The sequence below is a fragment of the Tenacibaculum gallaicum genome (assembly GCF_003387615.1).
GTDB lineage: Bacteria > Bacteroidota > Bacteroidia > Flavobacteriales > Flavobacteriaceae > Polaribacter > Polaribacter gallaicus.
Genome location: NZ_QUNS01000002.1, coordinates 137,374 through 161,679 on the forward strand (window position 1 = coordinate 137,374; position 24,306 = coordinate 161,679).

19 protein-coding genes and 1 riboswitch are annotated in these 24,306 nt (G+C 32.6%); of the genes, 14 read left to right on the forward strand and 5 right to left on the reverse strand.

Translation table 11 applies throughout. The annotated features are described in order from the left end of the window. The first annotated feature begins 100 nt into the window (after positions 1 to 100). A complete protein-coding gene (locus C7448_RS04960; RefSeq protein ID WP_115900265.1) occupies positions 101 to 784 on the forward strand; it encodes a cell division ATP-binding protein FtsE in 684 nt (227 codons plus the stop codon). A gap of 208 nt (positions 785 to 992) precedes the next feature. On the opposite strand, the gene mdh is transcribed toward C7448_RS04960, so the two are convergent. The 3 genes from mdh to gyrB all read right to left on the reverse strand — a co-directional run bounded on the left by mdh (position 993) and on the right by gyrB (position 5,112). Then, positions 993 to 1,919 carry a malate dehydrogenase gene (mdh, locus tag C7448_RS04965; protein WP_115900266.1) on the reverse strand — a complete coding sequence of 309 codons (927 nt, stop codon included), beginning with the start codon at positions 1,917 to 1,919 and terminating at the stop codon, positions 993 to 995. Positions 1,920 to 2,066: 147 nt separating this feature from the next. Then, the gene (locus C7448_RS04970; protein WP_115900267.1) at positions 2,067 to 3,083 is read right to left on the reverse strand and encodes a DUF6588 family protein; all 1,017 of its coding nucleotides are present in this window, start codon (positions 3,081 to 3,083) and stop codon (positions 2,067 to 2,069) included. Between the two features lie 91 nt (positions 3,084 to 3,174). Continuing rightward, positions 3,175 to 5,112, reverse strand: a complete 1,938-nt coding sequence (gyrB, locus tag C7448_RS04975; protein WP_115900268.1) for a DNA topoisomerase (ATP-hydrolyzing) subunit B — start codon at positions 5,110 to 5,112, stop codon at positions 3,175 to 3,177. A gap of 430 nt (positions 5,113 to 5,542) precedes the next feature. On the opposite strand from gyrB, the gene C7448_RS04980 reads away from it, so the two are divergent. Next, entirely contained in the window at positions 5,543 to 6,721 is a 1,179-nt protein-coding gene (locus C7448_RS04980; RefSeq protein ID WP_115900269.1) for a DUF3103 family protein, read from the forward strand. 87 nt (positions 6,722 to 6,808) lie between these two features. On the opposite strand, the gene asnB is transcribed toward C7448_RS04980, so the two are convergent. Then, positions 6,809 to 8,470 carry an asparagine synthase B gene (gene asnB / locus C7448_RS04985; protein ID WP_115900270.1) on the reverse strand — a complete coding sequence of 554 codons (1,662 nt, stop codon included), beginning with the start codon at positions 8,468 to 8,470 and terminating at the stop codon, positions 6,809 to 6,811. 252 nt (positions 8,471 to 8,722) lie between these two features. Then, a riboswitch (cobalamin riboswitch) is annotated at positions 8,723 to 8,919 on the forward strand. Positions 8,920 to 9,029: 110 nt separating this feature from the next. Between asnB and C7448_RS04990 the strand changes: the two genes are divergently transcribed. The 10 genes from C7448_RS04990 to C7448_RS05035 all read left to right on the forward strand — a co-directional run bounded on the left by C7448_RS04990 (position 9,030) and on the right by C7448_RS05035 (position 20,641). After that, complete coding sequence (locus C7448_RS04990; protein ID WP_147300500.1) at positions 9,030 to 10,094, forward strand: DUF5074 domain-containing protein; 1,065 nt, start codon at positions 9,030 to 9,032, stop codon at positions 10,092 to 10,094. A 214-nt stretch (positions 10,095 to 10,308) separates the two neighbouring features. Further along, a complete protein-coding gene (locus tag C7448_RS04995) occupies positions 10,309 to 11,700 on the forward strand; it encodes an anthranilate synthase component I family protein (RefSeq protein WP_115900272.1) in 1,392 nt (463 codons plus the stop codon). Between the two features lie 83 nt (positions 11,701 to 11,783). After that, positions 11,784 to 12,362: an anthranilate synthase component II gene (locus C7448_RS05000; protein WP_115900273.1), complete on the forward strand. Its 579-nt coding sequence runs from the start codon at positions 11,784 to 11,786 to the stop codon at positions 12,360 to 12,362. 69 nt (positions 12,363 to 12,431) lie between these two features. Further along, positions 12,432 to 13,421 (forward strand): anthranilate phosphoribosyltransferase, encoded by a 990-nt coding sequence (gene trpD / locus C7448_RS05005; protein WP_115900274.1) that lies wholly within the window; start codon positions 12,432 to 12,434, stop codon positions 13,419 to 13,421. Between the two features lie 26 nt (positions 13,422 to 13,447). After that, entirely contained in the window at positions 13,448 to 13,741 is a 294-nt protein-coding gene (locus C7448_RS05010) for a four helix bundle protein (RefSeq protein WP_115900275.1), read from the forward strand. A 26-nt stretch (positions 13,742 to 13,767) separates the two neighbouring features. Then, a complete protein-coding gene (trpC, locus tag C7448_RS05015) occupies positions 13,768 to 14,556 on the forward strand; it encodes an indole-3-glycerol phosphate synthase TrpC (RefSeq protein ID WP_115900276.1) in 789 nt (262 codons plus the stop codon). Positions 14,557 to 14,621: 65 nt separating this feature from the next. Then, on the forward strand, positions 14,622 to 15,254 hold the full coding sequence (locus tag C7448_RS05020) for a phosphoribosylanthranilate isomerase (RefSeq protein ID WP_115900277.1): 633 nt from the start codon (positions 14,622 to 14,624) through the stop codon (positions 15,252 to 15,254). Positions 15,255 to 15,312: 58 nt separating this feature from the next. Continuing rightward, positions 15,313 to 16,488 (forward strand): tryptophan synthase subunit beta, encoded by a 1,176-nt coding sequence (gene trpB, locus C7448_RS05025; protein WP_115900278.1) that lies wholly within the window; start codon positions 15,313 to 15,315, stop codon positions 16,486 to 16,488. 148 nt (positions 16,489 to 16,636) lie between these two features. Further along, complete coding sequence (trpA, locus tag C7448_RS05030; RefSeq protein WP_115900279.1) at positions 16,637 to 17,407, forward strand: tryptophan synthase subunit alpha; 771 nt, start codon at positions 16,637 to 16,639, stop codon at positions 17,405 to 17,407. Positions 17,408 to 17,473: 66 nt separating this feature from the next. Beyond that, positions 17,474 to 20,641: a S41 family peptidase gene (locus C7448_RS05035; protein WP_115900280.1), complete on the forward strand. Its 3,168-nt coding sequence runs from the start codon at positions 17,474 to 17,476 to the stop codon at positions 20,639 to 20,641. 78 nt (positions 20,642 to 20,719) lie between these two features. Here the strand turns inward: C7448_RS05035 and C7448_RS05040 are convergent, their stop codons facing one another. Continuing rightward, the gene (locus C7448_RS05040; RefSeq protein ID WP_115900281.1) at positions 20,720 to 21,328 is read right to left on the reverse strand and encodes a TonB-dependent receptor plug domain-containing protein; all 609 of its coding nucleotides are present in this window, start codon (positions 21,326 to 21,328) and stop codon (positions 20,720 to 20,722) included. 136 nt (positions 21,329 to 21,464) lie between these two features. Between C7448_RS05040 and recQ the strand changes: the two genes are divergently transcribed. Together recQ and C7448_RS05050 are read left to right on the forward strand one after the other, a co-directional pair. Next, positions 21,465 to 23,570 (forward strand): DNA helicase RecQ, encoded by a 2,106-nt coding sequence (gene recQ, locus C7448_RS05045; protein WP_115900282.1) that lies wholly within the window; start codon positions 21,465 to 21,467, stop codon positions 23,568 to 23,570. An 11-nt stretch (positions 23,571 to 23,581) separates the two neighbouring features. Beyond that, positions 23,582 to 24,289 carry a hypothetical protein gene (locus C7448_RS05050; RefSeq protein ID WP_115900283.1) on the forward strand — a complete coding sequence of 236 codons (708 nt, stop codon included), beginning with the start codon at positions 23,582 to 23,584 and terminating at the stop codon, positions 24,287 to 24,289. Positions 24,290 to 24,306: the final 17 nt, after the last annotated feature.

Genomic DNA, 24,306 nt, shown 5'->3' on the forward strand with positions numbered 1-24,306 from the left:
ACGTTAGTTTTTTATTTTTGTTGGGAGACTTTTTATCAAAAGTAAGAAATGTTACAGAATTACGTTATAAAATTTTAGATTTGTAAAAAAACTATACTCCATGGAAAATCCTGTTTTACACCTAGAAAACGCAGATATTTATCAACAAGACAACTTAGTGTTGTCAAAAGTAAATTTTACTTTAAATAAAGGTGATTTTTATTATTTAATTGGTAAAACTGGAAGCGGGAAAAGTAGTTTGTTAAAAACCTTGTATGGTGATTTACGTTTGCAACGTGGCTTAGGAAGTATCGTTGATTTTGATTTAAAGAAAATGAAAGAAAAAGATATTCCTTTTTTAAGAAGAAAATTAGGGATTGTTTTTCAGGACTTTAAATTATTAAATGATAGAAATGTTTTCTCTAACTTAGAGTTTGTGCTGAAAGCTACAGGTTGGAAAGATAAAGCTGAAATGAAAGATAAAATTCACGAGGTTTTAGATAAAGTAGGGATGAAAGAGAAGTACTATAAAAAAACTTTTGAATTGTCAGGAGGAGAGCAGCAACGTGTGGCAATTGCTCGAGCATTATTAAATGATCCTGAGTTAATTTTAGCGGATGAACCTACTGGGAACTTAGATCCGAAAACTTCATTAGAAGTGATGGAGTTACTAAATGAAATTCACCAAAGTGGCAAAACAATATTAATGGCCACCCACGATTATCAATTAATTGTAAAGTTTAAGCAAAAAGTAGTTAAATGTGAGGGAGGAGAACTGTTTGAAGTAGTACAACAAACCGTATAGTATATAAAAAAACAAACCCACTCCAAGGATGAAGTGGGAAAATTGCTATGAAAAACTATGAAAAGAAACACTACTAATGCTTCTCTTACTATAAAGACGTTTAGATTAGCAGAATCTTACATAGTTGTCAAAATTTTAACAAAAATTTATAAAAAATCCTGAGTAACAAAACTACTCAGGACTTTAAATATTCTACTGTGTTAGCTTCTTAGAAAGTTAAAGCAGTGTTGTTGTTTTTAACAGCTTCAGCTGAAGAAGTTAAAGCAGCCTTTTCTTCTTCGCTTAAGTTAATTTCAACGATTTTTTCAATTCCGTTTTTACCTAATACTACTGGTACACCAATACATAAATCAGATAAACCGTATTCTCCTTCTAATAAAGTAGAACAAGGGAATATTTTCTTTTGATCACAAGCAATTGCTTGTACTAATCCAGAAACCGCAGCACCAGGAGCGTACCAAGCTGAAGTGCCTAATAAACCTGTTAAGGTAGCACCACCAACTTTAGTGTCTTGCTTTACTTGTTCTAGTCTCTCTTCTGATAAGAATTCAGATACAGGAACAGAGTTACGAGTTGCTAAACGAGTTAAAGGTACCATTCCTTTATCAGAATGACCACCAATAACCATTCCGTCAACATCAGAAATAGGAGCTTCTAAAGCTTCTGCTAAACGATACTTGAAACGAGCAGAATCTAATGCTCCACCCATACCAATAATTCTGTTTTTAGGTAACCCAGTTGCTTTGTGAACTAAATATGTCATCGTATCCATTGGGTTAGATACTACAATGATAATTGTGTTTGGAGATTGCTCAACTAAGCTAGCAGCTACTGATTTTACGATACCAGCATTGATTCCTAATAACTCATCACGAGACATTCCAGGTTTACGAGCAATTCCTGAAGTAATTACACAGATGTCTGATCCTGCAGTTTTGCTATAGTCTCCTGTTGTTCCTGTAATTTTAGTATCAAAACCATTTAAAGAAGCAGTTTGCATTAAGTCCATTGCTTTACCTTCAGCAAAACCTTCTTTAATATCAACTAAAACAACCTCAGAAGCGAAATTTTTAATAGCAATGTACTCAGCACAACTTGCACCTACAGCACCTGCTCCTACAACCGTTACTTTCATTTTATATGTTTTTTTGTAATTAATTATATTTATAAGTGCGGAATCCGCACAACAAGATGCACAAAAATAGCGATTTGGCTATGGATATAAAAGAAAAACCCGTTGATATTTCAACGGGTTTGTTCTAGAGTTTGTTTTTGATAAAAATTACCTAAAGCTAAAAGCAATACCTGCATTAATAGCATTATATTCTTGTAAGGTATAGTCTGCGAATATTTTAAAGAAACCTAAGCTTAAACGAGTACCTACTGTGGCTTTAAAACCACTAGCATTAGAGTCTAAGTTTAAAGGGTTGGTTAAAGTTCTTTGGTTTAAAGATGCATTATAGGAAAGAGTATACCTTCCTGTCATATCTAAAGAAGAAGAACCTCCTGTGTATCCAACACCTCCATATACATTGATTATAGGGAAGTTTAAAGAGGCAATTGCTTGGACTGTATAAGAGTTTAAGTTAAAATCAACTTTACCATTTTCTATTTCAATGTTATCACTAGGATTTTCATCTACAATGGTGTAATCTACTCCCATAGTTGAATAAGTAGCTAATAAAGAAACGTGTAAAGGAGTCTTGTCTATTGGACCAAACCAATCTGTAATTTCCTTTTTTAAACCAATACCAAATAAGCTACCTTTTACATCGTCGCTTCCAATTTTAGGGACGTAACGTAAAATAATATCTGATTTAAAAGGTAGTCCCAAACTTGCTTGAATAGCGGGAGCAGGAATAGCATTTAAAGGAAGGTCTTCTTTGATTCCACCAGGCATTTCAAAAGTTCCAGTATAGGTGATTCCACTTTCCTCAAATGTAACAGTAGCTAGACTACCATCATTTTCTGAACCAGCTATTGTTGCAGAAGTAATGTTTCCTGTAGGTTGGTTTATTGAGTTTAAATTTGATAAACTGAATATTTCATCTTTTGACGGTACTATTGAACCATTAAATCCAATGGTAATGTCAAAACCAAATTTCTTATGAACTTTAGCGGTGTGGTACCAGCCATTGTTCATTCCATAAATTAATCCTTTCATAGCAGGGTTAATGTATGCGTTAGTTAATCGGTTTGCGTCTTGTTTACTTGCAAATAAAATTCCTTCAGGACCGTCTTGAGCCTTAATACTAAAGCTTATGATTAAAGTTAATAATGGTAATAGAATTTTTTTCATAATTATGAAGGTGTTGTTTTAAGCGGTAAAAATATAAAATAAAAAAAAGCTCAATAATATTATTGAGCTTTTTTAAGGTTAAGAAATCATTTTATGCATCAATATTAGCATATTTTGCATTTTTTTCTATAAAATCTCTACGAGGTGGAACTTCATCTCCCATTAACATAGAGAAAATTCTATCTGCTTCAGTTAAGTTATCAATAGTAACTTGTCGTAATGTTCTAAATTCAGGATTCATTGTAGTGTCCCATAATTGTTCTGCGTTCATCTCTCCAAGACCTTTATAACGTTGAATAGTTACTGAGCCGCCTAGTTTTTGAGCAATTAAATCACGTTGATTGTCATCCCATGCATATTCACGTTTTTGTCCTTTTTTAACTAGATATAAAGGAGGGGTTGCAATGTAAATATATCCTTGTTCAACCATTTCACGCATGTAACGGAAGAAGAAAGTTAAAATTAAAGTTGCAATGTGGGAACCATCTACATCGGCATCACACATAATAACTACTTTATGATAGCGTAACTTTGATAAGTTTAATTCTCTTGGGTCTTCTTCAGTACCAATAGAAACGCCTAAAGCGGTAAACATATTTTTGATTTCTTCGTTCTCAAAAACTTTATGTTGCATTGCTTTTTCAACGTTTAAGATTTTACCTCTTAAAGGAAGAATAGCTTGGAAGTTACGATCACGACCTTGTTTTGCAGTACCACCTGCCGAGTCTCCCTCAACTAAGAAAATTTCACAAACAGTAGGGTCAGTTTCAGAACAGTCTGATAATTTACCAGGTAAACCACCAATACTCATTACTGTCTTACGTTGTACCATTTCACGAGCCTTGCGTGCAGCGTGACGGGCTTGTGCGGCTAAAATTACTTTTTGAACAATAGTCTTAGCATCATTTGGGTTTTCTTCTAAGTAATCTGTTAGCATTTCAGATACTGCTTGTGATACAGCGGCACTTACTTCACGGTTACCTAATTTTGTTTTTGTTTGACCTTCAAATTGAGGTTCTGCTACTTTTACAGATACAATTGCTGTAAGTCCCTCACGGAAATCATCACCAGCAATTTCAAACTTTACATTTTTTAGTAAACCAGATTCGTCAGCATACTTTTTTAATGTATGGGTTAATCCACGACGGAAACCTGATAAGTGGGTACCACCTTCATGTGTGTTAATGTTGTTTACGTATGAGTGTAAATTCTCTGCATACGAATCATTATACACCATAGCAACTTCTACAGGGATTCCATTTTTCTCTCCTTCCATAGAAATTACATCTTGGATAATCTGTGCTCTTGTTCCGTCTAGGAACCTTACAAACTCAGATAATCCTTCTTCAGAATGAAATACTTCAACAGAATCATTTCCTTCATCATCTTTATTACGTTTGTCTGTTAACGTGATAGTGATCCCTTTATTAAGGTACGCTAATTCACGCATACGAGTAGCTAAGGTGTCGTAATTGAATTCGGTAGTTTGCTGAAAGATTGACCTGTCCGGTAAAAAGGTAACGATGGTTCCAGTAAAATCAGTTTCTCCAATAGTTTTTACAGGGTACAAAGTTTTACCTCGTTCGTATTCTTGTTGCCAAATTTTACCTTCTTTATGTACAGTTGCTGTTAAATGGTCAGAAAGTGCGTTCACACAAGAAACCCCAACACCATGTAGTCCACCAGAAACTTTATATGAATCCTTGTCAAACTTACCACCAGCTCCAATCTTAGTCATTACTACTTCTAGAGCAGAAACTCCTTCTTTTTTATGGATACCTACTGGAATACCACGACCATTATCTCTTGTTGTAATTGAATTATCTTCATTTATAGTAACATCAATGGTGTCACAATGACCAGCTAAAGCTTCATCAATAGAGTTGTCTACTACCTCATATACTAAATGGTGTAAACCACGTACTCCAACATCACCAATATACATGGAAGGACGCATACGTACATGCTCCATTCCTTCTAACGCCTGAATACTATCGGCAGAATAATTATGTTTTTTTTCTTCGCTCATTATAAAGAGAATTAAATTAAAGTCTTTATCATAAAAAAATCGCTCGAAAGCGATTATAGTTACCTTACAAATTTACAAATTTAAAAGCTTAAATTAAAGTTTTTAAGCGGTTTTTATGGTGTTTTATTAACAATTGCATAAAAAATAAAAAACCGCTTAAAAGAGCTAAAAACACATTTAAATTAATTTTTATAGCTTTTGGGTAGCTTTTGTAAATCTTCTTTTTTTTAAGATTGTTTATATGGCTTAAAAATTATTGTATAAATAAATAATTTGAGTATTTGTTGTTTAAGTGTTAAATAAATGTATATAAAATGCTGTTTAATGTGTTTTGTGTTATTTTTTAATAAATATTTAACGTTTTTTGTGGTTTTTGCTGTGCTTTTTGTTATTATTGATGTCAATATTAACAAATTAAATTTTTTTTAAAATGAAAACCCCCCGAATTTTATTTGGAGCTTTATTAGCTTCGATGTTGTTTATTGGTTGTAACAATTCTGAAGAATTAGTTACTGGTCCTGACAATTTAGTAGAACAGCAAACTTCTGATTTAGTAAATAAGAAGGAAACTGCTTTTCAATTCATTGATTTAATGAAAAATCAAAGCTTTAAAGAAAAAGCTGTGGAGCTATTGATTAATCAGCAACCTAGCGTTGCGATGTCTAAAATTTTAGAGCAAACTTCTGAATTTGTAGGTAGTGAAGAAGCATACAAATCATTAGCTTCTAAAACAGCAACGTTAGAAAGTAGAGCCTCTAAAGAAGTTGCTCCAGACAAAATAGAGATTTTAGAGGTTTGGATGCATAATGGAAAAAGAATAGATAATCTTTCTGATGTGTTGTTTTCTTTTGCTCCTGAAGGAGATGAGAAAACATGGAAAAGAGTTGAGGCTTATACAATAGATAAAGAAGTTGTTTATCTTGACCCTAAAGAGGCACCAAGTCAAACAGTAATAATTATTGAAACCGATGGTTTTGAGACCTTGAAGAAAGAAGTTGCTTATATGAATAAGTATCTTCAAGAAGGAGGAGTTCAAAATGAGAGGTTTTTAAATTCTTCATTTGATTTAAACGCTAAATCTGCTAGAAATACAGGTTTAGAAACTACGAAATTAGATAAGATTAGATTAAATGATGATGAAGAGCCTTGGGTAAGTGGAGCAGCTGAGGTGTACGCTATAACATCAGGTATTAAGGATGATAAAAATAATCCTGAGATTAAAGTGATACCGATGTATTATTTAGATCATGATGATACTGATTATTATCCTAACCAAATATTGTTATTCTGGGATGACTATCAATATCAAGCAGCAAATATTCAATTATTTGAAAAAGATGATAATACTAATTATAAAGATTTAGTTTCTGCTATAGTAAACGGTGTTTTTCAGATTATAGGAACAGTTTCTACCCAACCATGGGTAAGCGTTTTAGGGCAAGTTGCAGGAGCGATAATTCAAGCGATGCCTGATAGTTGGTATACTAATAATGACGATTATGTAGATTCTTTTTATACAATTGAAAAAAATAAGAGTTACAATAATTATTATGGTGCTAGAAGAAATGCTAAGATAAATTTATCTCCTTTTTATGTAGCTCCAAATTAAAAAATAAATTTAAAAGAACAACAAAAACCTCGCTTATTGGCGAGGTTTTTTTACAACTAAAATTTGAAAATAAACTAAGAATAACTCTTAGTAAGCGTCTTCATGTACAGTCTTAATAGCTCTACCTGAAGGTTCGTTTTGGTTTTGAAAACTTTTATCCCATGCTAGTGCTGTAGGACTACTACAGGCAATTGAAGGGACAGATGGAACTGTTAAAGCAGCAGTTTCACTTGGGAAGTGTTCTTCAAATATTGAACGATAATAATATTCTTCTTTTGCTCTAGGTGTTTGAGTAGGAAAACGATGTGGAGCATTTACCATCATTTCATCACTAATAGCATTTTCTACTACTTCTTTTAAGGTATCAATCCAGTTGTAGCCAACTCCATCAGAAAATTGTTCTTTTTGTCTCCAAGCCACTTCTTTAGGTAAGTAACTTTCAAATGCTTTACGTAACACCCATTTTTCCATGCGTTCACCGTTAATCATTTTGTCCTCTGGGTTGATACGCATTGCTACATCCATAAACTCTTTGTCTAAAAACGGAACACGTCCCTCAATTCCCCAGGCCATTAAGCTTTTGTTAGCACGTAAACAGTCGTATTGGTATAATTTATCTAATTTTCGTACAGTTTCTTTGTGAAATTCTTCTGCATTAGGGGCTTTATGGAAGTATAAATATCCTCCAAAAAGTTCATCAGCACCTTCACCAGATAACACCATCTTTATTCCCATTGACTTAATAACGCGCGCCATTAAATACATAGGTGTAGAAGCACGAACAGTAGTGATATCGTAGGTTTCTAAGTTGTAAATAACATCACGAATAGCATCTAAACCTTCTTGAATGGTAAAAGTAATTTCATGATGAATAGTGTCAATATATTCAGAAACTTTTTTAGCCGCAGCTAAATCAGGAGATCCCTCTAAACCAATAGAGAATGAATGTAGTTGCGGGTACCAAGCGGCATCTTTATCACCTGACTCTACACGTTTAGCAGCATATTTTTTTGCAACAGCGGATGTAATAGAAGAATCTAATCCACCTGATAACAATACCCCATAAGGTACATCACTCATTAGTTGACGATGGACAGCTGCTTCTAAAGCGTCACGAACTTCATCAATAGAAGTTTGGTTGTCTTTTATAGCTTCGTATTCCATCCAATCACGAGAATACCATTTTTGCAAACCATCTTCACGGGTATAGTAATGACCTGGAGGAAAAACTTCAATTTTGTTACAATAACCTTCTAAAGCTTTTAGCTCAGAGGCTACATAAAAAGTACCGTGTTTGTCCCATCCTATGTATAAAGGAATAACTCCCATATGATCACGAGCTATTAAATATTCATCGGTAATAGAATCATACACCGCAAAACCAAAAATTCCATTTAAATCATCTAAAAACTCAACACCTTTTTCTTTGTATAGAGCTAAAATAACTTCACAATCAGATTTTGTTAAGAATTTATGTTGCTCTTTGAGTTGCTTTCTTATTTCTTTATGATTGTATATTTCTCCATTAGCAGCTAATACAAACCTACGGTCATGGCTAAACAGAGGTTGCTGTCCAGAAGCAGGGTCAACAATTGCTAATCGCTCATGTGCCATAATTGCCTTTTCATCACTATAAATTCCGCTCCAGTCTGGACCTCTATGGCGAACCTTCTTAGCCATTTCTAATAGTTGAGGTCTTAATTTATCTGACGGTTGTTTTAAATCAAACGCACATACAATTCCACACATAATTTTGTTTTTTATTGTTTATTACAATGCAAATAACCTAATTATGTTTTTATTTTTAAACAATTATATTATTATTGATTACATATTGTAACTTTTTAACCTGAAAAATAATGTTTTAGAAACTTTAATTTGAGTTTAAAGATATTGTTGCTTTACTTTTTAATTTACTCTTGTAATAATTATAAAGTTGAGTTTCATGCGGAAAGGAGGTGTTGGAATTTTAACAGTAAAATTGATGTTTCTTTCCTGAGACTAAAATATATTTGCTGTGGTTTTTCTTTTAAAGAAAAGAAAATTAAAAGGGAATTAGGTGAAAATCCTAAACTGTACCCGCAACTGTAAGCTTAGGCCATTAATCATGGGCACTTGTTATTTCTTACACCACTGTTTTTACGGGAAGGTAGTAGCAAGATGTTAGTCAGGAGACCTGCCAAAATTTAACTTGTTGTTTTTCTTTCGGGAATAAAAGAGTAGCAATGTTACACATAAACATTTTATGTTTTGAAGAATGTTTATCAGTGTTTTTTTAGTTTCAGAAACTTTAAATTTAATTATAATAATGATACGTAATTATAGTATTGTATTGGTATGTTTAATATCAGTTTTTTTTTCATGTTCAAGTGATTCAACAAAACATGAACCAACCCCAATTTATGATAATTCTTTCATACTTAGTTATGAGGGAGATAAGACAACAATAGCTCATTTGGATGAAGATTATGTTTTTACTGCTAATGTATATGAATCTCTAAATGAGAACTCAATATCTTTTGCAAAATTTGAAAATAGTTTATTAGTGGTGTCTCAAGACGGACCTAATTTTGTTACAAAATTAAGCTTAAAAGATCTTGTGGAAGAAGCAATAGTGACTACATCAAAGGTAAGTAGTCCTTCTTATCTAACTATGTATTCAGAAACAGAGGGTGTAACGATTTCAACTGGTGGAAGAGGGAGACGAAAAACGTATGATTTATCATTTTTTAACTTAACAGAAGGAGTAAAAGATAAAGTTGATGGAATTTCATCAAAAGTATTGTTTTCAAAGTCAGGGGTGTTAGTAGATGGAGATAATATGTTAATAGCCGATGATAAAGAACTGAAAATATTAAACATTAAAGATAAATCATTAAAAGTGGTGTTAACTTTTGAAGATGTAATCTCAGGTATTTTAAAAGGTAAGGATAATAAAATTTGGATAGGGACAGAGAAAAGAGTTGGTGAAGCTAAATTTATAAGCTTAACAGCTAGTTACACTGTTGATGAAACGATTACGTTATCAGGAGTTAATTTGTATAAAAACAGTATGCTTTCAAAGAGTAAGTCAAGTGATTATGTTTATTGGTCTGAAGTATCTACAGGAATAATTCATCGTTTTAATACAGTAACAAAAGAAGTAGAAGAATTTATTAACCCAACTACAGAAGGAATAATGCTTACAACTGTTATAAGAGAACACCCTACTACAGGAAAAGTATATGTTTTAGGAGCAGAAGATTTTTTTGATACAGATAAAAGTATACTCACTGTTTACAATGAAGATAAATCTGTTTTTAAAACAATAAAAGGAGTAGGGAGTTCGCCAATAGATATTTTCTTCTCTAAAGAAGATTTTTCTGTAAATTAAGTATTGTTTATTGATTTACTTATTTTTTAATACGAAAAAGTTTGTAAAATCAAAATCACTTTATACATTTGTAGCATAATGATAAAACAACAATTAAATAACTGGTGGTGGAAAACTCGTAACTTACGTTAGTGAGACCATCTTGTTATATCTATAATACAACGAAAAGGCTTATCTCATGATAAGCCTTTTTTGTTTTTACATATTAAATGAAATGAAAAAAAATACCTTTAAAACAATAGCAAAAAAACAATTGGCAGATATGGTAACGCCAGTTAGTTTATACTTAAAAACAAGAGATAAGTATGCGAATAGCTTGCTGTTAGAAAGTTCTGACTATCATAGTAAAGAAAATAGTTATTCATTTTTATGCATAGATCCTTTAGTTACAATTAAGGCTGAAAAAGATGAGTTAGTATTGACTTATCAAAAGGAAGAATTAGAAAGAACCCCTATTCAAAGAGATTTCTATAAAAAATTTGATGCATACAGTGATGTTATTTCGGTAGACTGTTCAGAGGAAATAAAATCGTTTAACGGACTCTATGGGTATACCACTTTTGATGCTGTACAATACTTTGAAACAATTCAATTAAAATCAAAGAGAGCTCCATCAGCAATTCCAATGTTACAGTATAGTTTTTTTAGGTTTATCGTTGCCATTAATCATTTTAAAAATGAAATGATTTTGATAGAAAACATACCAGAAGGAGAGGAGTCTCGATTATCAGAAATTGAAAACTTAGTAAACTCTCAATCCTTTGCTAAATATGACTTTGCTTTTAAAGGAGAAGAAACATCTAATATTACAGATGAAGAGTTTAAAGAAAATGTTACCAAAGCAAAAGAACATTGTAAGAGAGGAGATGTTTTTCAGTTGGTCTTATCTCGTCAATTTCAACAACAATTTAAAGGGGACGAATTTAATGTGTACAGAGCATTACGTTCCATAAATCCATCTCCTTATTTATTTTATTTCGATTACGGAAGTTTTAAGTTGATGGGGTCTTCACCCGAAGCACAAATTAAGATAGACGAAGGTCAGGCGATTATTAACCCAATTGCAGGAACTTTTAGAAGAACAGGTGATGATGAAAAAGATAGAGAGTTAGCCAAAGAATTAGCAAATGACCCAAAAGAAAATGCAGAGCATGTGATGTTGGTTGATTTAGCCCGAAACGATTTAAGTAAGCATGCAACGAATGTAACGGTAGAAACTTACAAAGAAGTACAATATTTTAGCCATGTAATTCATTTGGTATCAACAGTGACAGGAAAGATTACAGGAAACCCAATAGAAATTGTGGGAGATACGTTTCCTGCAGGAACTTTAAGCGGAGCACCAAAATATAAAGCAATGGAGTTGATAGATAGGTATGAAAATCAAACTCGCGGATTTTATGGAGGATGTGTTGGTTTTATAGGTTTAAACGGAAATGTAAACCAAGCCATAGCAATTCGTTCTTTTGTAAGTAAAAATAATACCTTGTTTTATCAAGCAGGAGCAGGAATTGTAATCAATTCAAAAGAAGAAAACGAACTACAAGAAGTAAATAACAAATTAGCAGCACTCAAAAAAGCATTAGTGTTAGCAGAAGAAATATAAAATTAGAATTGAGATGTTAGTATTTAGATGTGGGATATACATGCTTTATCAATACTCAAATCTCAATACTCAATACTATAAATATGAAGATACTAATATTAGACAATTACGACTCGTTTACCTATAACTTGGTGCATTATGTAGAAGATATTACAGGTACTTTACCAGATGTATATCGCAACGATGAAATTTCTATAGAAGAAATAAAAAATTACGACGCTATTATTTTATCTCCAGGACCAGGAATTCCTGATGAAGCGGGTATTTTAAAAGAAGCAATTAAAACGTATGCTGGGAAAATTCCAATTTTTGGTGTGTGTTTAGGTTTACAAGCCATTACTGAAGTTTTTGGAGGTGAGATAGAAAATCTAAACGATGTTTTTCATGGAGTAGCTACTGAAATGAAAGTAACTAAAAAGAATACAATTACTTTTAAAGATATTCCAGAAGTATTTGAAGCAGCTCGTTACCACTCTTGGATTGCTTCTCATACTAATTTTCCACAAGAATTAGAAGTAACTGCAATTGATGAAGATGAAAGTATTATGGCTTTGAGACATAAAGAATTTGCTATTGAAGCAGTGCAATTTCACCCAGAAAGTATCTTAACTCCAGATGGGAAAAAAATGATTCAGAATTTTATAGAAAGTGTAAATAAATAATGTCATTTCGAACGAAGTGAGAAATCTGTTAGAAAAAAGTAAACTTATTCTATAGAAAATATAAAAGAAATGAAAAAAATACTAAACACGTTGTTTGAACAAAAGCGATTGACGAAAGAACAATCGAAAGAAGTTTTGATAAACATTGCACAAGAAAAATACAATGCTTCACAAATAGCCGCATTCATTACTGTGTTTTTAATGCGTCCAGTTTCGGTAGATGAATTATCAGGATTTAGAGAAGCTTTATTGGAACTCGCCATAAAAGTAGATTTATCTGACTTTAATACCATCGATTTATGTGGAACAGGAGGTGACGGAAAAAACACATTTAATATTTCAACATTAACCTCATTTATAGTTGCTGGAACGGGACATAAAGTTGCAAAACACGGTAATTATGGAGTGTCTTCTGCATCGGGGTCATCCAATATGTTGGAGTTTTTAGGATATAACTTTACAAATAATGAATCAACGTTGAAAGGTCAGTTAGAAGAAGCAAACATTTGTTTTTTACACGCACCGTTATTTCATCCAGCAATGAAGGTTGTAGCACCTATTAGAAAAGAACTAGGGGTGAAAACATTTTTCAATATGTTAGGGCCTTTGGTAAATCCAAGTCGTCCACAAAATCAGTTAGTGGGGGTGTTTAATTTAGAGGTTGCGAGGGTGTACAATTACATGCTACAGCAATCAAATGTGAACTATGGAGTGGTACATGCACTAGACGGATACGACGAAATCTCATTAACAGGAGATTTTAAATTGTTTACCAAAGAAGCAGAGCAACAAGTTTCTCCATCTGATTTGGGGCAAAAACAGATTGCTTCATCAGCTATTTTTGGAGGCAATACCGTTAAAGAAGCAGCAGAAATATTTGTGAGTATTATTAACGGAAAAGGAACAGAAGCGCAAAACAATGTAGTATTAACTAATGCTGCATTTGCCTTAAAAACGTTTGACAAGCATAAGAGTTTTGACACTGCATTTGAAGAAGCAAAAGATTCGTTATTAGGATTAAAAGCGAAAGAATGTTTAAATAAGTTAATTACGAATTAGTAATTACGAATTATAAATTGTTGATTATGAAAAAGGGTAATATTATTCAGGTAAAAAGTTATGATTTTGCTGTCAAAATAGTAAAGTTATATAAGCATTTATCACAAGAGAAAAAGGAGTTTGTTTTAAGTAAACAATTATTACGTTCAGGTACGTCAATTGGAGCGAATATAGAAGAAGCAAGAGAAACTCATTATTGGATTCGTTTGTTAAAAGACACTGGTTTTCTTTCAAAAGATACAGCACAATCATTTTTAAATGATGTAGAGGAAATACTTAAAATCATAGGAAGCATTCAAAAGACAATTCGTAATTCATAATTAAAAAATCATAATTTATAATTGAAATGACAATACTAGATAAAATAATAGCCTTTAAAAAACAGGAAGTAGCAAAAATAAAAGCTGAGGTAGCAGTTAAGAAACTGGTAGAGAGTCCAAACTTCAAAAGACAGCCAATTTCGTTAAAAAAATCGTTGTTAGCACCTTACTCAACAGGAGTTATAGCAGAGTTTAAACGTCAATCACCTTCTAAAGGAATTATTAATGACAAATCAACAGTTGGAGAAGTAACCAACGGATATTTAGATGCAAACGTAGCTGCCCAATCTATCCTAACCGATACTTCTTTTTTTGGAGGAACCATGGCAGATTTGATGGAGGCAAGAGTGATAAATCAACAAAAGCCTATTTTGAGAAAAGATTTTATTGTTGATGGATTTCAAATTGTAGAAGCAAAAGCAATTGGTGCTGATGTGGTGTTGTTAATAGCTACTTGTTTAACAGCACAAGAGTTAAAAAATTACGGACAATTAGCAACCGATTTAGGGTTAGAAGTTTTGTATGAAATCCATACGCAGGAAGATTTAGATAAAATCGGAGAGTTGGATAATAAAATCATAGGAATTAACAATCGAAATTTAAAAACGTTTGAAGTTGATTTAGAACACTCCATAAATTTAGCAAGTCAAATCCCAGATACAGTTGTAAAAGTTTCGGAAAGTGGAATTTCAGATCCAAGAATAATAACAGGATTAAAAGAACACGGTTTTCATGGTTTTTTAATTGGAGAGAATTTTATGAAAACTGAAAACCCAGGTGAGGCTTGTAAAGAGTTTATTGAACAAATAAGATAGGAGTAAGAATTTAGATTTGAGTATTGAGTTAGTTTCTCATTTCTCACTTCTCAATACCATATAAAATGAAACTAAAAGTTTGTGGAATGAAGTTTATAGAGAATATTCAGCAAATAACTGAATTACAACCTGATTATTTAGGGTTTATTTTCTATGAAAAGTCACCAAGGAATTTTGAAGGCATCATTCCAGAATTGCCAAAGGGAATCAAAAAAACAGGTGTTTTTGTAAATGAGTATCTAGAGATTGTGATTTCTTTGATTGAAGAATATCAACTAGAAGCTATTCAGTTGCATGGAGATGAAACTGTCGAATACATCCAAAAAATTAAAAAGCATTTACCAAAAGTAGAAGTTATCAAAGTATTTGGAGTAAAAGACGAATTTAATTTTGAGGTCTTAACGCCTTACGAAGAGGTGGTAGATTACTTTTTGTTTGATACCAAAGGAAAAGAGCGTGGAGGAAATGGAGTAACATTTAATTGGCAAGCTTTACAAAACTACAACTCAACCAAACCTTTCTTTTTAAGCGGAGGCATAGGTTTAGAAGAAATAGACGAATTACAATCTTTTTTCAAAAGAGAAGAATCTCAATATTGTTATGCCATTGATGTAAACAGCAAATTTGAAACAAAACCAGGAATAAAATCAGTAGAGAAAATTAAAAAGTTTAAAAAAATATTAGTCAAAAAGAGTTAAGTGTCATTTCGAAAGAAATGAGAAATCTCTCTAAGGCTAAATAATATACAGCGAGAAGATGAAATTTCAACCAGACAATAACGGTTATTACGGACAATTTGGAGGAGCGTTTATTCCAGAATTGTTATACCCAAACGTAAAAGAATTAGAAGACAACTATATACAAATTATAGAGTCTGAAGAGTTTCAAACGGAATACAAAGATTTATTAAAACACTATGTTGGGCGTCCAAGCCCACTGTATTTAGCAAAGAGATTGTCAGAGAAATATGGAGCAACTATTTATTTAAAACGCGAAGATTTAAATCATACAGGAGCACACAAAGTAAATAATACAATTGGTCAAATTTTAATAGCAAAACATTTAGGAAAGACTAAAATTCTTGCAGAAACAGGTGCAGGGCAGCACGGTGTTGCTACCGCAACAGTTTGTGCTTTAATGGGATTAGAGTGTGTTGTTTTTATGGGAGAAATTGATATCCAACGTCAAGCGCCGAATGTAGCCCGTATGAAAATGTTAGGAGCTAAAGTAGTACCAGCAACTAGTGGAAGTAAAACGCTAAAAGATGCTACAAATGAAGCAATTCGTTATTGGATTCAACATCCAGATACCTATTACTTAATTGGTTCTGTAGTAGGGCCGCATCCATATCCAGATATGGTAGCTCGTTTACAGGCAGTGATTTCAGAAGAAATGAAAATACAGTTAAAAGAGCAAACGGGAAAAGAAAATCCTGATACCATTATAGCCTGTGTAGGTGGTGGAAGTAATGCTGCGGGTGCTTTTTATCATTATTTAGAAGATGAAGAAGTGGAGTTGATAGCTGTAGAAGCAGCAGGACTTGGAGTTAACTCAGGAGAAAGTGCTGCTACTTCACAATTAGGAGAAGTAGGTGTGATTCACGGAAGTAAAACAATTTTAATGCAAGATGAGTACGGACAAATTGTAGAACCGTATTCTATTTCTGCAGGATTGGATTATCCAGGGGTGGGACCATTACACGCCTATTTACACGAAACCAAACGAGCAACGTTTATGAATGCTACAGATAATGAAGCCTTAAATGCTGCCTATGAATTGACAAAAATAGAGGGGATTATTCCTGCGTTAGAAAGCGCGCATGCCTTGGCAGTATTACCAAAAATGGATTTACAAAAAGACCAAGTAATTGTAGTGAATTTATCAGGAAGAGGTGATAAAGATTTAGAAACGTATATAAAACATTTAAGCTAATAGCTATAATGGTTAAAGTAAGGTAAAAAGAAGGTCACATCGAGTGAATTTGAGAGGAAAGAACAAATTTGTATCGAGATGAAACAAGTTCTCGATAAAATTTTCTCCTAAAGTCAAAAATTATTCGAACTGACAAAACAATAAAAAAATGAACTCAATTCAACATATATTCAATAAAAAAGAGAATGACTTATTATCTATTTTCTTTACAGCAGGTTTTCCAAAATTAGAAGATACAACAAAAGTTATTGCTGAGTTAAGTAGTAGTGGAATAGATTTTATAGAAGTAGGATTACCGTATTCCGATCCGTTAGCTGACGGACCAACGATTCAACATAGTAGCGATGTTGCACTAAAAAATGGTATGAATCTCGATGTGGTTTTTCAACAATTAATATTGATTAAAGAATCAAATACAACTCCTTTAGTATTAATGGGGTACTTGAATCAGATTATTAAATATGGAGAAGATAAATTCTGTCAAAAAGTAAAGGATTGTGGTATAGATACAGTGATTATTCCAGATTTACCAATGGTTGAATACGAAAATCACTATCAACAGTTATTTGAAAAATATGGAATTACAAACGTGTTTTTAATCACACCACATACGTCTGAAGAACGTATCCGCAAGATAGACTCTTTAACCAATGCTTTTATTTATGTCGTTGCTTCGGCGTCTATTACGGGAGCAAAAGGAGAAGTTTCATCAGCACAAATAAATTACTTTAAAAGAATTCAAGCTATGAACTTGCAAAGTAAGCTGATTGTAGGTTTTGGTATTTCAGATAACAAAACTTTTACAACAGCTTGCGAGTGCATGAATGGAGCTATTATAGGGTCAGCTTTTATTAAAGAATTAGAAAAAAAAGGAATTGAAGGGATTGGTAATTTCGTGAAAACAGTTAAGAACTGTTAATATATTCCTAATTTTATTAGAGTTTTAGTCGTAAAGAGCTAATTTGGTCATTTAAAATCAAATAACATGACTAAAAAGATATTCTTAGGGGTGGCTTTGTTAGCAAGTAATTTTTTATTTGCGCAACACACGTTGGTTCGCAAGCCTGTGATAAGCCCTGATGCTTCTCAAATGGCATTTAGTTATTATGGCGATATATGGCTATATAACTTTAACAATCAGCAAACAAAAAGATTAACTATTCACAAGGGGTATGAGAGTAATCCGGTTTGGAATGAAACAGGAACTGAAATTGCATTTTCATCAAATAGAAAAGGGAACGATAATGTATTTGTAACCTCAGTAAAAGGAGGGGTTCCTAAACAGCTAACGTACTATCCAACAACCAATACACCTACGGATTGGACAAAAGAAGGAGATGTTGTATTTACTACAGGTCGTGTATTAAGAGGTCCAGAGTGGGATAAACAAATGTATGTGGTAAATGAAGAAGGCGAAACTCCGCGTCGTTTATTAACTGCATATGGAGAAATGGCTTCTGTATCTCCTAATGGGAAATTAATAGCTTTTACAAAAGGAGCGTGTCGTATTGCTCGTGAAGATTATTCAGGTTCGGCACAACGTGATATTTGGATTTACAATACAGAAACAAATAAATACCATCAAATAACTACAAGTAACAAAAACGACTACTCTCCAGTTTGGGATGAAGCGGGTAACTTGTATTATATCGGAGCAAAAAGCGGGCGTTATAATATTTACAAACAAGGAATTTCAGCAAACGGAACTGCTAATGGTACAGCTACTCAATTAACGAGACAAACTAAAGATGGTGTTCAAACATTTTCGGTAAGTAATAATGGAACGATTGTTTACACCAGTGGTGTTGACGTTTTTAAATTAGAAAATGGAAAAGCTCAAACAATTAATTTAGATATTGTTTCAGATAATCGTTTTGAAGAAGAAGAAACTAAAACAGTTACTGGAAATATTAGCAATTATGCAGTTTCACCTAATGGAAAAAATATAGCACTAGAAATTAACGGTGAAATCTTTGTGAAGGAAAATAACAAAGAGAAGAAGCTTTCAAATAATGTAAGTAAACATCCATATAGAGATATAAATCCACAATGGTTAGATGATAAAACTGTTGTTTTTTCTTCTGATAGAGATGGGGTTTATCAATTGTATAGTGCAATTTCTACAGATACATTAGTTGGTTTGCATCGTAGTTTAAAAACAAAAGTTTCTCAGCTAACAAATAATAAAGAAGATGTTGAGCATTCATTAGTTTCTCCAGACGGAAAAAAGATAGCATATCAAGAAGGAAGAGGAATTTTGAAGATTGCTGATATTAAAAAAGGTAAAATCACGAACTCGAAGGAGTATTCTAATTCTTGGGCAGCAGCAGAGGGAGTTTCATGGAGTCCAGATAGTAAATACATAGCCTATTCTCAAGAAGATTTAAATTTTGATAGTGAAATTTTTATTCAATCAATAGAAAAACCATCAATCAAAATGAATGTATCTATGCACCCAAGAAGTGATCGTAATCCAGTTTGGAGTGCTGACGGAAAAAAGTTAGCATTTTTATCAAACAGAAGTGGGATAAATTACGATGTTTGGATGGTTTGGTTAGAAAAATCTGATTGGGAAAAATCAAAGCTAGACCACGAAGAAGGAGCTTATTATCCTGAGAAAAAAGAAGAACCTTCAAAAAATAAAGATGCAAAAAAAGGAAAGGAAAAGAAGAAAAAAGTAGTCGTAAAAATAGATGAAGATAAAATTTACGATCGTTTAGTACAAGTTACTTCCTTACAAGATGATGAGTATAGTCCAGTATTTAGTGCAGATAGTGATTTTATTTATTTTTCAGCAACCAATCCTGCAACAGAAAAAAGAAGTACTTATAAAGTAAAATGGGATGGTAGCAAGCCAAAACTGGTAAAAGGAGTTGCTAATGCTAGAAACTTTACTTCAACTAAAGATAAAGTTTATTTTACTTCAAGAGGGAAATTAGCTGAGTTAAATACAAAATCAGATAAAGTAACAAGATTGCCTCACAGTGCAACTTATACTACCAATAGAGCAGATGAGTATAAGCAAGTTTTTGAAGAAGGTATACGAGCATTAACCGCTGGTTTTTACGATCCAGAATTTCATGGGTATAATTGGAATGACTTGGTAAAAAAATATAAGCCATGGGTGTTGTCAGCAACAACGCAACAAGATTACACCTATATGTTTAACTTATTATTAGGGCAGTTAAATGCAAGTCACATGGGATACCGTGGAAGTGCGCCAAGAAATACAAGTGATAAAGTTGGGGTATTAGGATTAGAAGTAGAGAACACTAACAAAGGAGCAAAGGTGGCTTATGTGTTACCAAACTCAGTTGCAGATAAATCTACAAGTAAGTTAAAAGTAGGAGATATTATTACTGCTGTTAGCGGACAAGAAATTAAAAAGAATACGAATTTTTACAGTTTACTAAAGAACACACAATCAAAAGAAATTTTACTGAGTTTAGAAAACGATAAAGATGTGGTGTTACGTCCAGAAAGATCATTAAGGAGATTACAATATGAAGAATGGATAGATTCTAGAAAGAAATTGGTAGATGAATACTCTAACGGTCAATTAGGGTATATTCATATTCAAGGAATGAACATGCCAAGTTTTGAACGTTTTGAACGTGAGTTAAAAGCAAGCGGTTATGGTAAGAAAGGAATTGTAATTGATGTACGTTATAATGGTGGTGGTTGGACTACCGACCGATTAATGGCTGTATTAAATGTAGATCAACATGCATACACAGTTCCAAGAGGAGCAGCAAAAAGCTTAAAGAATAATCAAAAGTTTAAAGGTAATTATCCATTTAATGAAAGAGCTATTTTATCGGTAAATACAAAACCAATGGTAGCTTTATGTAATGAGAATAGTTATTCAAATGCCGAAATTTTCTCTCACGCTTTTAAGAATTTAGGATTAGGGAAACTAGTTGGACAACCAACATTTGGAGCGGTAATTTCTACGGGAGGTAAACGCTTACAAAATGGAATGATTCGCATGCCATTTAGAGCGTGGTATGTAAAAAAATCAGGAAAGAATATGGAAAACGAAGCACCTGCTGTACCAGATTACTTGGTTAAAAATGCCCCAGGTTGGAAAGACAGAGGAGAAGATGACCAATTAAAGAAAGCAGTTGAGGTGTTGTTACAAGGTTTAAACTAATGCAAGAGTGTCAAAACAAAACCTGAGTTTTTACTCAGGTTTTGTTTAATAATTTACAGTAGGTAATGAGTAATTAGTTTAATGTCTAATAACTTCAATAACTCCATGGGCACCTCTAGATCCATACTTTGCTGCTTCAGGTCCCTTGAGAATTCTTATTGATACTATATTTGAAGGTACAATGTCTGAAAAAACAGACTGGTCAACAGCGTTATTATTTATTACAAATAAAGGAGTAGAGTTTCCGTTAACTGTATTGTAGCCCCTTATTAAAATTGTATTACCAGTACCAACAAGGACACCAGGAACTTTACCTCTTAAATAATCGTAAATATTTCTATATTGAGAAGTACCTATGTTTTTTACATTTGTATTTCCTACTAGAGTTAAGTCATTTCCTTCATCTATAGTTATTGTAATTTCCTTTTCATTATTATACTTAACCTTTTTTATTCCTACTTTAGGAGAGAAAGCACTTATTTCTTTAGGGGCTTCAGATATTTTTATTTTGAAAATTCCTTTAGAGTTTGTCCAGCTTTTTTGTCTCACATTATCAAAAAGAATAATAGCTCCAGGTATAGGTTTGCTTTTATTGTTTACAACATTGATTGTTAGTTTTTTTGTTTGTGAATTAATAGAAAAACAAAAAACGAGAGATGTAATAAGTAAGAGTATTTTTGTATTCATGTAACCTGTTTTTATTTTCACAATATAAAAAAAATAAATAAACTACTTGTTTCTAATGTTTTATTGTGTTTTTTTTAAGTAGGTAGTCTGTGGTTGAGTATAGTTTTGACGCTTTTTTTATTCCTATTTTTGCCAAATGATGCAGATTAAAGAACAAGAATTGTTAGAAAAATTAAAGATAAATTTTGGATACGATAGCTTCCGTTTAGAGCAACAAGCTATTATCGAAAATATATTGGCAAAAAAAGATACGTTGGTTATTATGCCAACAGGAGGAGGGAAGTCTATTTGTTATCAATTACCAGCATTATTTTTTGAAGGTGTCACTTTAGTAATTTCTCCTTTAATAGCCTTGATGAAAGACCAAGTGGATAGTTTAAAGGCCAACGGAATTCCTGCAACTTTTTTCAATAGTAGCCAATCAACGGAAGAACAGCAACAAGTATTTGAGGCTATAGCATCCAAGAGTATAAAGTTATTATATGTAGCACCAGAAAGTTTGTCATTACTTCAAAATGTATTAAATCAATCTTATATAAGTTGTATAGCTGTTGATGAGGCACATTGTATTTCTGCATGGGGACACGATTTTCGTCCTTCGTATAAACAATTAGCATTTCTTAAAAAATCGTTACCAGAAACTCCAATAGTAGCATTAACAGCTACAGCAGATAAAGCAACTCAGCAGGATATTTTAGAGCAATTATCTGTTCCAAATGCAGCACAATTTATAAGTTCTTTTAATAGAGAGAATATTGCTTTAGAGGTACGTCCTGCAAATGATAGAGTACAGCAAATTATCAAATTTATTCAGAGAAGACCAAATGAAGCAGGAATTATTTATTGCTTGAGTAGAAAAGCTACTGAGCAATTAGCAAAAAAGCTACAACAAAATAATGTTGATGCTAAAGCTTACCATGCTGGCTTACCTTTTGAAGAAAGAGCCAAAACACAAGAAGCGTTTATAAAAGATGATTGTGAGGTAATTTGTGCTACCATTGCTTTTGGGATGGGAATCGATAAATCGAATGTTCGATGGGTAATTCATTACAATATGCCAAAAAATATCGAAGGATATTATCAAGAAATTGGACGTTCTGGAAGAGACGGATTGCCAGCGAATGCATTATTATTTCACAGTTATGCAGATGTTATTCAACTACGTCAATTTATAGAAAATACAGGAAATAAAGAAGTACAGGAGGCAAAATTAGAAAGGATGAAGCAATTTGCTGAAGCCACTGTTTGTCGAAGAAAAATACTTTTGAGTTATTTTGGAGAATTGATAGAAGAAAATTGCGGAAACTGCGATGTCTGTAAGAATCCCCCCAAATTTTTTGATGGGACTGTTATCGCTCAGAAAGGATTATCAGCGATTTACCGATTACAAGGAAAAGAGGCAATGGGTATGGTGATTGATGTACTAAGAGGGGCAAAAAATGCGGCTGTGTTAGATAAGAATTATCAAACGTTAAAAACGTATGGAGTAGGAGATGATATTTCATGGAGAGATTGGCAGCATTATTTAGTTCAGTTAACCAATCAAGGGTATTGTCAAATAGCTTTTCATTTAAACAACAGTTTACAACTAACGGAGTTCTCAAATAAAGTGCTTTTTGAAGGCGAAAAAGTACAATTAACAACTCCTGTAGAGTTTAAAAAAGAAGTAAAAACAGCAACAAAAGAGAAAAAGAAAAAAGCAGTTAAGGATACGTTATTTGAACGTTTACGAAAGCTACGTTATCGTATTGCTCAAGAAGAAGATATTGCAGCATATTTAGTTTTTAATGATGCCACACTTAAAGAGATAGAAAATGAAAGACCACAATCTGACGAAGAGTTTTTAGCAATTAGTGGAGTAGGGCAACGAAAGTTGGAGGTATATGGAGCTGAATTTATGGAAGAGATTAAAACATTCTTAAGCGAGAAGAAAAGAACTAAAAAAGATACTACTTTAGAAACTTTTAAATTATATAAAGAAGGTTTTACGGTTGAAGAGATTGCTGAAAATCGCGGATTAAAACCTACCACTATTTTTTCTCATTTATCTAAACTGTATTTAGAAGGGAAAGATGTGAGTTTAGATGATTTTATTGAAGCAGATACCTTAGCGTTAGTAGCAAACGCTAAAAAAGTATTGAAAAATGAAACTGCATTAAAACCGTATTTTGAATTTTTAGGAGAACAAGTTCCGTATGAAAAAATACGAGTAGGATTAACTATTTTACAAAGGAAGAGGTAATTGATTAGGAAATGAGTGAAGAAAACTTTCCTGCAGAAACATTCTCAAAATTAGAAGAGAGAATTAAAGAATTAGAGACTGAAATTGGAATAATTGAAAATAAATTGTTTCCTTTTGAGCAGTCGCTACGAAATGTCATTTCCGATTTATTGATAGAGGAAAGAGAACTGACTATTTTATACAAGCAACAAAAGAAAGCTAAGAAAGAAAAGCGATTAGCACAAAAGCGAAAAGGTAAAAACTACAAGGAAGTTACTGATGTTGTTTATATTTCAAAAGAAACAGCAACACAAGAAAAAGTAAATCAAAAAGAGAAGAAAAGATTGTATAAGGAAGCTATGTTGTATGTGCATCCTGATAAATTTTCGATGCAAGAAAATGAGCAACTAAAAGCAACTGAAACTACCACAAAACTTATTGAAATATATCAAAAAGGAAGCTTAGAGGAGTTAGAAGCTTTTCATGCGCATATTTTTAGTGGTAATACAACGATAAGCTTTAATAAAGACATTTCGTTAATTGAGCAAACAACTAAAAGCACTACTTATTTAATAAAAGAGGTTGAGCGATTAGAAAAAGTATTGAATGACTTATTAGGGAGTTATACGTATAAAGTTTTAGCAACATACAAAAACCCTATGTCATTTGTAGAGGAATTGAAAGCCTATTACGATGATAGAATTTTTAAACTTCGTAAACGAACAAGAACAAAAAAATAAACCAGAGTTATTAATAA

Coding starts and splice junctions, on each gene's coding strand:
- C7448_RS04995 (WP_115900272.1), top strand. CDS start 10,309: ATGAAAAAAAATACCTTTAAAACAATAGCAAAAAAACAATTGGCAGAT.
- C7448_RS04970 (WP_115900267.1), bottom strand. CDS start 3,083: ATGAAAAAAATTCTATTACCATTATTAACTTTAATCATAAGCTTTAGT.
- trpC (WP_115900276.1), top strand. CDS start 13,768: ATGACAATACTAGATAAAATAATAGCCTTTAAAAAACAGGAAGTAGCA.
- C7448_RS04990 (WP_147300500.1), top strand. CDS start 9,030: ATGATACGTAATTATAGTATTGTATTGGTATGTTTAATATCAGTTTTT.
- C7448_RS04980 (WP_115900269.1), top strand. CDS start 5,543: ATGAAAACCCCCCGAATTTTATTTGGAGCTTTATTAGCTTCGATGTTG.
- C7448_RS05010 (WP_115900275.1), top strand. CDS start 13,448: ATGAAAAAGGGTAATATTATTCAGGTAAAAAGTTATGATTTTGCTGTC.
- gyrB (WP_115900268.1), bottom strand. CDS start 5,112: ATGAGCGAAGAAAAAAAACATAATTATTCTGCCGATAGTATTCAGGCG.
- C7448_RS04960 (WP_115900265.1), top strand. CDS start 101: ATGGAAAATCCTGTTTTACACCTAGAAAACGCAGATATTTATCAACAA.
- C7448_RS05000 (WP_115900273.1), top strand. CDS start 11,784: ATGAAGATACTAATATTAGACAATTACGACTCGTTTACCTATAACTTG.
- trpA (WP_115900279.1), top strand. CDS start 16,637: ATGAACTCAATTCAACATATATTCAATAAAAAAGAGAATGACTTATTA.
- recQ (WP_115900282.1), top strand. CDS start 21,465: ATGATGCAGATTAAAGAACAAGAATTGTTAGAAAAATTAAAGATAAAT.
- C7448_RS05050 (WP_115900283.1), top strand. CDS start 23,582: ATGAGTGAAGAAAACTTTCCTGCAGAAACATTCTCAAAATTAGAAGAG.
- C7448_RS05020 (WP_115900277.1), top strand. CDS start 14,622: ATGAAACTAAAAGTTTGTGGAATGAAGTTTATAGAGAATATTCAGCAA.
- C7448_RS05040 (WP_115900281.1), bottom strand. CDS start 21,328: ATGAATACAAAAATACTCTTACTTATTACATCTCTCGTTTTTTGTTTT.
- mdh (WP_115900266.1), bottom strand. CDS start 1,919: ATGAAAGTAACGGTTGTAGGAGCAGGTGCTGTAGGTGCAAGTTGTGCT.
- asnB (WP_115900270.1), bottom strand. CDS start 8,470: ATGTGTGGAATTGTATGTGCGTTTGATTTAAAACAACCGTCAGATAAA.
- C7448_RS05035 (WP_115900280.1), top strand. CDS start 17,474: ATGACTAAAAAGATATTCTTAGGGGTGGCTTTGTTAGCAAGTAATTTT.
- trpB (WP_115900278.1), top strand. CDS start 15,313: ATGAAATTTCAACCAGACAATAACGGTTATTACGGACAATTTGGAGGA.
- trpD (WP_115900274.1), top strand. CDS start 12,432: ATGAAAAAAATACTAAACACGTTGTTTGAACAAAAGCGATTGACGAAA.